General features: G+C 60.3%; 7 protein-coding genes and 2 pseudogenes. All 9 read right to left on the bottom strand.

The window, feature by feature from the left end; all coding sequences use genetic code 11:
- Positions 1-280 (bottom strand): thioredoxin domain-containing protein (locus tag FY112_RS37395; RefSeq protein ID WP_246700598.1); only part of this gene is annotated, 280 nt, incomplete at its 3' end.
- Between the two features lie 379 nt (positions 281-659).
- Positions 660-1,421: pseudogene (locus FY112_RS03760) on the bottom strand (plasmid partitioning protein); the annotation flags it as partial.
- A pseudogene (locus FY112_RS36575) lies at positions 1,416-1,725 on the bottom strand (IS6 family transposase); the annotation flags it as partial. The pseudogenes FY112_RS03760 and FY112_RS36575, both read right to left, overlap by 6 nt.
- 150 nt (positions 1,726-1,875) lie before the next feature.
- Positions 1,876-2,646 carry a hypothetical protein gene (locus FY112_RS36570; protein ID WP_181018142.1) on the bottom strand — a complete coding sequence of 257 codons (771 nt, stop codon included), beginning with the start codon at positions 2,644-2,646 and terminating at the stop codon, positions 1,876-1,878.
- A 430-nt stretch (positions 2,647-3,076) separates the two neighbouring features.
- A complete protein-coding gene (locus FY112_RS03750) occupies positions 3,077-3,709 on the bottom strand; it encodes an adenylate kinase (protein WP_151517729.1) in 633 nt (210 codons plus the stop codon).
- A 102-nt stretch (positions 3,710-3,811) separates the two neighbouring features.
- Positions 3,812-5,776: an acetate--CoA ligase gene (gene acs, locus FY112_RS03745; protein ID WP_151517728.1), complete on the bottom strand. Its 1,965-nt coding sequence runs from the start codon at positions 5,774-5,776 to the stop codon at positions 3,812-3,814.
- Between the two features lie 102 nt (positions 5,777-5,878).
- Positions 5,879-6,304, bottom strand: coding sequence for a phasin family protein (locus FY112_RS03740; RefSeq protein WP_151517727.1), 426 nt, complete (start codon positions 6,302-6,304; stop codon positions 5,879-5,881).
- A gap of 26 nt (positions 6,305-6,330) precedes the next feature.
- On the bottom strand, positions 6,331-7,983 hold the full coding sequence (locus tag FY112_RS03735; protein WP_151517726.1) for a CoA-transferase: 1,653 nt from the start codon (positions 7,981-7,983) through the stop codon (positions 6,331-6,333).
- 264 nt (positions 7,984-8,247) lie between these two features.
- Positions 8,248-8,702: iron-containing alcohol dehydrogenase (locus FY112_RS03730; protein ID WP_151517725.1), on the bottom strand; the 455-nt coding region annotated here is incomplete at its 5' end.

Raw genomic sequence — 8,702 nt, 5'->3', positions numbered from 1 at the left:
TTTCTTCGAGGCTCGGAGCAATCATCTTGCACGGGCCGCACCATTCAGCCCAGAAATCGACGACGACGGGTACTGCGGATTCCAGAACTTCCGACTGGAAATTATTAATATCGACTTTCACGGTAGCCATGGGCTGCTCCTTTACCGGAATTGGATGTTGAACGGGCGTGTCGCAAAGCGGTCGGCCGAACGCATTGAGCTGAAATACGTTCTGCAGCGGCTCGACAAATACACCCTGGCGATCTCGTCTTTTGAAATGGCTTCTGCGGGTGCGGGCCATTGCGACAGTCCTTCTTTTGTGAGAGTGCCGAAGATGTACCGGACCCCCTCGTTCTCAATCGCCGAGACAAGGAGGTTGGCCTCTTGACTATGCGTATTCTCAAAGTGTGCATAAAGTGCCTCCTGACGGTTTCGCATATCTATAAAGTTATTATACCGTCATGGCGATATAGAACCGTTATTAATCAACTGTCAATAAGCTGCCATGCCAACAAACTTCCCGACTCGATGGGAAGGCCTTTCGTCCCTCATTGAATTTTCTCTTATTGAGGGCGCAGCGAGACAACTTCCTCAGCGATCCGCTCCGCGGTCCGGCGTGGGGTGTCTTCGACCGGAAGGAACGATCCCCCGGCGGGCAATTAGACGTCCTTGCCACAATCCTCCATGCTCTTGGCAAGCCACTCGGCCAGCTTCGCGTCATCGGGAGCGAAGAGGGCAGACTGATGCACGAAGCGCTCTTCCTTGAAGTGCTCGACAAGGGCAGCGCGGGTGTCCCTGACGCGCGGGCAGGGAACGACACTTGTGCCGCCGCAGCACGCTTCCAAAGCCGGGCGGGTGAGGCACGTGAGGAACTCCTCCTTGCCCATGTTCGGAAGATCTGCGTCGGCGCCGATGGCATCGCCGGCAATGCGGACAACGACGCCGCTGTCCGAACGATTGGTGCGCGCCGACAGGGCGTCGATCAGGGTCAACCTGGCCACGACACGAAGCGTGTCGATGTCGACCTCCAGCTTGCCGTTTTCGCCGATCAACTGGGCAGCGTGCCGGGCGAACCGCCTGGACCCATAGAGATGCCCGGAGGCTTCGGAGCCGGAGTCGACCGAGACGTTCTGTCCAGCAAACGCACGCACCAGCATTGCCATGAGCGTATCGTCCTCGATCGGGGCCCGTGCCAGCGCCTCGTGCAGCGCGTCGGTGCGGAAATCGCCGATCATGTCGATGCCGTTTCGGGTCACGTCCGGCCGGGTCTTGGCTGAAACGTCGATGGCAGCCTCGTTTCCGTCCTCGCCGCCGGGCGCGGTCGGATCGCCCTTGCCTTTCGCTTGTCTGGCTTCCGGCATCCGAAAATGGGCAGACTGCACCTTGCCCTCACGATCGAGAAACATGGCGATGCAATCGCCTTTGCCGGGCTTGCCGTACAGGTAACGCCACTTACCGCGGATCTTGACGTAGGTCTCGTCGATCCTGACCGAACCACAATGCGAGCGCCGAAACTAGCGCAGCCGCTTCTCGATCATCGGAGCATAGGCAAGTACCCAGCGGTTATCGTGCTGTGGTCCACTTCGAAGCCGCGCTCTTGGAACATCTCCTCAAGGCCTCGGTAGCTGAGCGGATAGCGCAGATACCAGGCCGCCGCCTGCACGATGAGCCATGCTCGAAATGCCGCCCTTTGAAATCATCTTTCGACCAGCGCTTCAGCTTCTCGGCAATGGTATTCAGAATCACAGGCTCGCTCCACAAATTCGAAGCGAGAATTTCTCCGGCGAGCGTCAACAGACGGTTAACTAAGAAAATTTGCGACAGGCCCGGTCATCGCCCTGGCCCCGAGGACGCTGGAACGGGACGAGCGATTTGCCTTTCCGTAGTGAGTTCCTGCTATGGAGCGGCGACGTTTGCTGTAGCTTCCGTCACACTATAGCCGTCTTGCTCAAGGGCGGCGGCGTACGCGACGGCATATGCCGCGATCTTATCCGCACAATCCATTCCATTGATAACTTGGCGAGCGTCGATGAAGTTGGTTGCCCGAAGATTAATGTAATCCGAGAGCTTCTTGCCGGTATACCAGCCTTCCTTCAAGCCCATGACAAGCACCTTCGCCGCAATTTCCGGTACCAGTGCTCTTCCTGGAACGGAAACGAGATCAATGCCGAGCTTGATGCTGGCCGCGCGGTAGTTTTTCTTGTGCGTGAGTTGGGCGTATCCTCTCCCAAACCAGCCTTTACGCCAATATGGGGAGGAGACCCAAGGCAGCCCGCCCTTTGCCCATGCGCTGTCAAGACGGGCAATCGCCTGAAAGTCAGATATCGCGAGAGTCTCGCGCACCGGCTTCATAAGGCATCTAGTTTCATGAAATGCTGTAGCCAACACGTAGGCGCATTGGTTGCGCTGTAATGTGTGCACCTTGCATTCCGAGATTAGAAGTCGGGTGTCCCCGCGGTCGAGGTCGCCGACGCCGCTTTTGGCGGCAAACGCCACGGCGACGCAAATTAAAATAATCAGGCATGCTGCAGCGAGTGTTCGGAGTATCGGCTCCGCTTCCCGTTCAGGGTGCCGCATGAGTGCGCCACCTACGTAGTCGAAGGCGTCTCGTGCGTATTCTACGTCTGATGACGGGCGGTACTTGCCATAGTAGTAGGCTATCTGCATCGCTTAACTCCGCAATATGCTGAGAACAAATCGACAGACGCCCCGCATAGGTGCGCAACTCAATTTTAATTTGTAAACAATAGGGTAGCGTACGTAACGGACCAAGGAGAGCAAAGTGACTCTTGCCGGGCGCCGCCTGTCAATCGTTGTACTTATGGGCTGTGGCCAAAGAAAAAGAGAACCCACGTCAACACTCCCAATGGAGAAAGAGAACGTTGGGAGCTATGAGCGCGCGAGAATGGCGAGCGCGAAGTTCGGATCGCCTCCTTTCCATGCTCCTTGAGCAGCCTCTGGACCTCGCGTATCGTCTCCTCCCGACTCGACCGCACGTTGATGAACTCGGGCATGTGGGAGATGTCCTCGCGGGCGATCACTCTGTTTTTGCCTGTTTGATCATCATGGAGCGCGAATTCGGATCACCTTTCCTGACTCATTCGAATTCGGCCCGCGACAGACTGGTTTGTTCGCTTTCGGGTTTGCGATGGAGCCGCAATTCCGCAAGAAGGCTCGACGTAACTTGATCGATGGGCCTCAGCCCATCAACGGTACGTAGGAGGCCGGCGGTGCGGTAGTAGTCCGCGAGCGGCTGCGTCTGAGTCCGGTAGGCTTCGAGCCTGACTTTCAGCGCCTCCGGATTGTCGTCGGCGCGCACCGGCAGGCCTGCGGCCTTGGCCTCGCGCGCCCGATAGATGATGCGGTCGAGGAGCACGGATTCGACGACCTTCAGTTCGAGCACCGCATCGAGCTCGATGCGCGCCTGTTCGAGCGCTTCGTCGAGGGCCCGCGCCTGTCCCAGCGTGCGGGGAAAGCCGTCGAGGATGAAGCCGGATGCAGCGCCCGGCTCGGCGATGCGTTCGAGGACGCAATTGACGACGATGTCGTCGCTAACCAATTCGCCCCGCGCTATGAAGTCGCGCGCAGCAAGGCCGACCGGCGAGCCCTTGGTGACCGCAGCGCGCAGCATATCTCCCGTCGACAGCTGCGGCACGCCCAGCCGCTCTGCCAGGCGCGTTGCCTGCGTTCCCTTGCCCGCCCCCGGCGGTCCAAGGATGATCAATCTCATCGTTCCCTCCTTCGTACATCTGGCCATTGTCTTTCCCTTGATCGCCCCGTCGGCCCCGATGAGGCGACACGCCGGAACCCACGTCTTCATCTTGTGCTCCCGTCAGCCAGCCTTCCGGTTCAGCCGGTTGTCTATCAGGTGGTCGACCACGGCGGGGTTAGAGAGCGTCGAGGTGTCACCGAACTCGGTGCATTTGTCCTCAGCGATCTTGCGCAGGATGTGGCGGATGATTTTCCCCGAGTTTGTTTTCGGCAGACCCACCGCGAACTGAACCTTGTCGATCGTGAAGATCGGGCCGATCGCCCTGCGAATCCAGGAAACGAGTTCATTGCGCAGCTCGTCAGAGGCAGCCTCGCCGTCGATAAGGACTACGTAAGCGTAGATGTCCAGCCCCTTGATCTCGTGCGGATAGCCGACCACCGCGGCTTCCGAAACGCTAGCGTGGGCGACTAGGGCGGACTCGAGTTCCGCCGTGCCGATGCGGTGGCCGGAGACGTTGATGACGTCGTCGACGCGGCCCGTGATCGAGTAATAGCCGTCTGCATCGCGCCGGGCGCCATCGCCGGTAAAATATTTGCCGGGATAGCGGTAGAAATATTCCTGCTCGAAGCGCTCGTGATCGCGGTAAAGCGTTCGCATCTGGCCCGGCCAGCTGTCGGCGATCACCAGGTTTCCGTGTGCAACGCCATCAAGCACGTCGCCCGCCTCATCGACCAGCTCAGGCTTGACGCCGAAGAAGGGGCCGCCGGCGGAGCCTGGCTTCAGGTCGGTGGCGCCGGGAAGCGGCGTAATCAGGATGCCGCCGGTCTCGGTCTGAAACCAGGTGTCGACGATCGGGCAGCGACCGCCGCCGACGACGCGGTGATACCATTCCCAGCTTTTCGGGTCGATCGGCTCGCCGACTGAACCGAGGAGGCGGAGCGAGGCGAGCGAATTCGATTTCACTGCGTCCTCACCCCGGCCCATCAAGGAGCGGATCGCCGTGGGGGCGGTGTAGAACAGGCTGACCTTGTGCTTGTCGATGACGTCCCAGTAGCGTGACGCGCTCGGATAGGTCGGTATACCTTCGAAGATCAGCGTCGTCGCACCGTTGGCGAGTGGCCCGTAGACAATGTAGCTGTGGCCGGTGATCCAGCTGATTTCGGCAGTGCACCAGTGGATGTCGCCGTCGTGGTAGTCGAAGACATATTGATGCGTCATGGCGGCATAGACGAGATAGCCGCCTGTGGTGTGCACCACCGCCTTCGGCTTGCTGGTGGAACCTGACGTAAAGAGGACGAACAGCGGGTCTTCCGCCTTCATCTCCTCTGGCGGGCATTGATCGGGGACGGTCTCGGCGAGATCGTCATAATAGTGGTCGCGGCCTTTCAGCATCCCAACGGGTGCGCCGGTGCGCTTGACCACGATTACGCTTGTCACCGCTCCTGGAATATTGTCCAGCGCAGCGTCCGTACAGGCCTTCAGCTCCAGCTTGCGCCCACCACGCAGGCCCTGGTCGGCGGTGACCACGACGGTGCTCGCCGCATCGGCGATGCGGCTTGCCAAGACTTTGGGGGGGCAATTGGTGGAGAGCGCCGAATGGATCGCGCCGATGCGCGCGCAGGCGAGCATCGCATAGGCCGCCTCTGGGATCATCGGCAGGTATAGGGTGACGACGTCGCCCTTCCGGACGCCCTGCGACTTCAGGACGTTCGCCCATTTCATGACATGGGCGTGCAGTTCGCGATAAGTGATGCGGGCGTCATCCTTCGGGTCGTCCCCCTCCCGGATGAAGGCGGTCTGGTCGCCCCGCTCGGGCAGATGCCTGTCGACGCAATTATAGCAGACATTGGTGGTGCCGTCCTCGAACCACTTGATCGAGACTTTACCCGGCTCGAACGAGGTGTTCTTGACCTTGGTATAGGGCTTGAACCAATGGATGCGTTTGCCGTGCTTGCCCCAGAACTTGTCCGGGTTGGCGATCGAGGCGGCATACATCGCCTCGTAGCGCTGCGCATCGATGAAAGCACGCTCGGCCCATTGCTTCGGAACTGGATAGACGCCTGCCGCCTGCTTGTTTCCGTTCATTGTCGTTGTCCCTCCTAGGACGCTCTTCGAAGCTCCACCATCACCTCGACGGGTGGAGGATTGTCATGCACGAATTATGCTTTCCGTTCGGCAGGTCCGGCCTCACGTATCCTTTCGGATTGTCGCGGCCTTGCGGAACTGCTCGAAATTCTCGGTCATGCGTTGGCGGGCGATGGCGAAGGCGTCTTCGCTGGCCTTGACCGCCATGCTGGTGATCTCGCGCGAGCCGTTCAGCGCCACCTCGTAAGCCTGTTTCGCCAGTTCGCCACGCTCCTTGGGGGCAAGGGCCGCATTCTCAAACATCATCAGGAGCTGTGAGGAAGCCGCGCGGAACAATTCCAGCTGCTTTTCGGCGACGCCGTAGGCGCCCTTGTTGGCAACCCGCGTGGCCTGCGCGACGGCCTCGATATTCCTGGCCTGTTCCCTAACAAGTGCTGCCGGATCGACGCCCGGCATGTTGAACTTGGCGAGCATCTCGTTGATCTGGTTGGTCAGCGTCTGGATATGCGGGGTCTGCGATGTAGGCATGACTGGTTTCTCCTCAAGCGATGGGGTTACGAGTGTTGGATGGAACTTGCGGGGCCCGTCGGGCGCGTAGCCGGCGGCTGCGTGTTGCGCTCTGCGTCGAACACCATGCGCTCGGAAAGAGCGCGATCCGTCAGCAGCTTGTGCAGATTCATCGGCCCGTCGACGAAGATCTCCGCCGCCATCTCGCGCGGCTTGCGGATGATCGGCAGGAACTTCATATAGCGGAGGATGTCGCGCTCGATATCGAATGCCGGTGCGACCTCGATTAGTTCCAGCCCCTCGGCGGTCAGCTTGAAGACGCAGCATTCGGTGACGTAGAGCACGGTCTGGTGCGCCTCGCGGGCATATTCGCCCGAAAAGGTGATCTGCTCGACCTCTTTGATGAACTTCGCCTGGCCGTCGTGGGTGAACTTGCCGCAGAAAACGAGGCGGGGGGTGTTCTGCGAGATGTTGATGAAGCCGCCGGCGCCGGCGAGTTTGTCACCGAACTGGCTGACATTGACATTGCCTTGAGCATCGACCTGCGCGAAGCCGAGACAGGCGAAGCTCAGCCCGCCGCCGTCGATGAGATCGAACATCTGGTTCTGGTCTATGATCGATTCGGGGTTAATGGCCGCGCCGAAATCCAGCCCGCTCTGTGGGGTGCCGCCGATGGTGCCGGATTCGGTGGTGAGCTTGACGAGGTCGATGATCTTCTCTTCCGCCGCGACCGCCGCAATCCCTTCCGGCATGCCGATGCCGAGATTGACGACATCGCCCATCCGCAGTTCGAAAGCGCTGCGCCGCGCGATGATCTTGCGCTCGTCCAGTTTCATGGAGGCAGCGCTGTCCGGCGGCGGACGGAAATCGCCGGAGAAGGCGCCGTTGTATTGGGTCGCATAGGTCTGCATGTGATCTTCCGGCGCGGCCACGACGACGTAGTCGACCAGGTGGCCGGGGATTTTGACATCGCGAGGGTTCAGCGAGTCGGCGGGGGCGATGCCCTCAACCTGCACGATGACGATACCCCCGCTGGCCTTGGCAGCCATGGCGAGGTGCAGATTGTCGAGCGTCGCGGCCTCCTTCTCCATCGTGACATTGCCGGATGGATCGGCCCGCGTGCCGCGCAGGATGGCGACGTCGATGGGGAAGGTCTTGTAGAAGAGCAACGGCTTGCCGTCGATCTCCCTCAGCACGATGAGATCGTCCGTCGTGTTGGAATTGAGCTTGCCGCCGCCGTTGCGCGGGTCGACGAAGGTCCGAAGCCCGACTTTCGAGATCAGCCAGGGCTTGCCCCTGGCGATCTCGGGGTAGAGATGGGACATGACCCCGAGCGGCAGATTATAGGCCTCGCACTTGCCGCTGAGCGCCAGTTGCGTCAGCTTCGGCACTAGCCCGTAATGCCCGCCGATGAGACGCCTCACCAGCCCGTCATGCGCCAGTCGGTTGAGGCCCTTGTCTTTGCCGTCGCCCGGTGCTGCGGCAAAGACGAGGGTGAGATTGCTTGGCTCGCCCGATTCGAGGAAACGCTTCTCAAGGGCGCAGATCACCGCCTCCGGCGTGCCAATGCCGACGAAGCCAGAAAAAGCGACTGTATCGCCCGGACCGATGATCGCGACGGCTTCGGCGGCGGAGACAATCTTGGTGGATTTGTCAATTCCGCCCTTTCCATAGAATGCGCTCTGATGCGGTGCTGCCATGCTCGGCGTTCCTTCATTTGTTCGAAGCAATGCGGTTAACCCCAACGCGGATGCGGTGGCCGTTCCGCTGCCTCGCAATAGCTCTCAAGATTCGTGCCAAGCCGGCCGACTGAGCTGACGAACAATTATTTGCGGCTGTTTCAGCTACGTGGGCGGAAAAATACTGGATTGGGCGGAGTGGAATGGGTGTCGCGAAGCCGACAAAGGTCACGACGATGTCGTAAGTTGAATGTGGAGATTCCGGTTGGTCGTCCGAGCTCGGGGTCATGGGCTGCTCACTCCCGCAAGCGCTTTGGCATAAATCGCCCCGGCCTGATCGTCGTCGAGCTCGCGCGGATTGTTGACCAGTAGACGCTCCTTTTGCTTCATCGCATCCTTGGCCAGCTTGGAAAGATCGCCTTCGCCGATTCCAACCGCCGATAGCGAGCCGGGCACTCCGCAGTCTCGGCAGATCGCCTCGATCTCGGCGATGAAGGCCGCAGCGTCAGCCGCATCGGACTGGCGGCGATAGCCGGGCTGGTTAACGTCGGAGAGCTCGGCATAGAGCGCTTCGGCCGCCGGCCGGTTGAATTCCAACACGTAGGGCAGGACCAGCGCAATGGAGAGGCCGTGCCCCACATCGAAGATCTCGCCGATCGGATAGGCGAGCGCGTGCACCGCGGCAACCGGCGAGTTGGCAAAGGCCATGCCGGCCAGCATGGAGCCGAGCAGCATTTCCG

The organism is Rhizobium sp. PEPV16 (assembly GCF_008919455.1).
GTDB lineage: Bacteria > Pseudomonadota > Alphaproteobacteria > Rhizobiales > Rhizobiaceae > Rhizobium > Rhizobium leguminosarum_Q.
The sequence above is the reverse complement of the archived record's forward strand: the minus strand, read 5'-3'. Positions and strand labels throughout refer to the sequence as shown.

Coding starts and splice junctions, on each gene's coding strand:
- acs (WP_151517728.1), bottom strand. CDS start 5,776: ATGAACGGAAACAAGCAGGCGGCAGGCGTCTATCCAGTTCCGAAGCAA.
- FY112_RS03740 (WP_151517727.1), bottom strand. CDS start 6,304: ATGCCTACATCGCAGACCCCGCATATCCAGACGCTGACCAACCAGATC.
- FY112_RS36570 (WP_181018142.1), bottom strand. CDS start 2,646: ATGCAGATAGCCTACTACTATGGCAAGTACCGCCCGTCATCAGACGTA.
- FY112_RS03750 (WP_151517729.1), bottom strand. CDS start 3,709: ATGAGATTGATCATCCTTGGACCGCCGGGGGCGGGCAAGGGAACGCAG.
- FY112_RS03735 (WP_151517726.1), bottom strand. CDS start 7,983: ATGGCAGCACCGCATCAGAGCGCATTCTATGGAAAGGGCGGAATTGAC.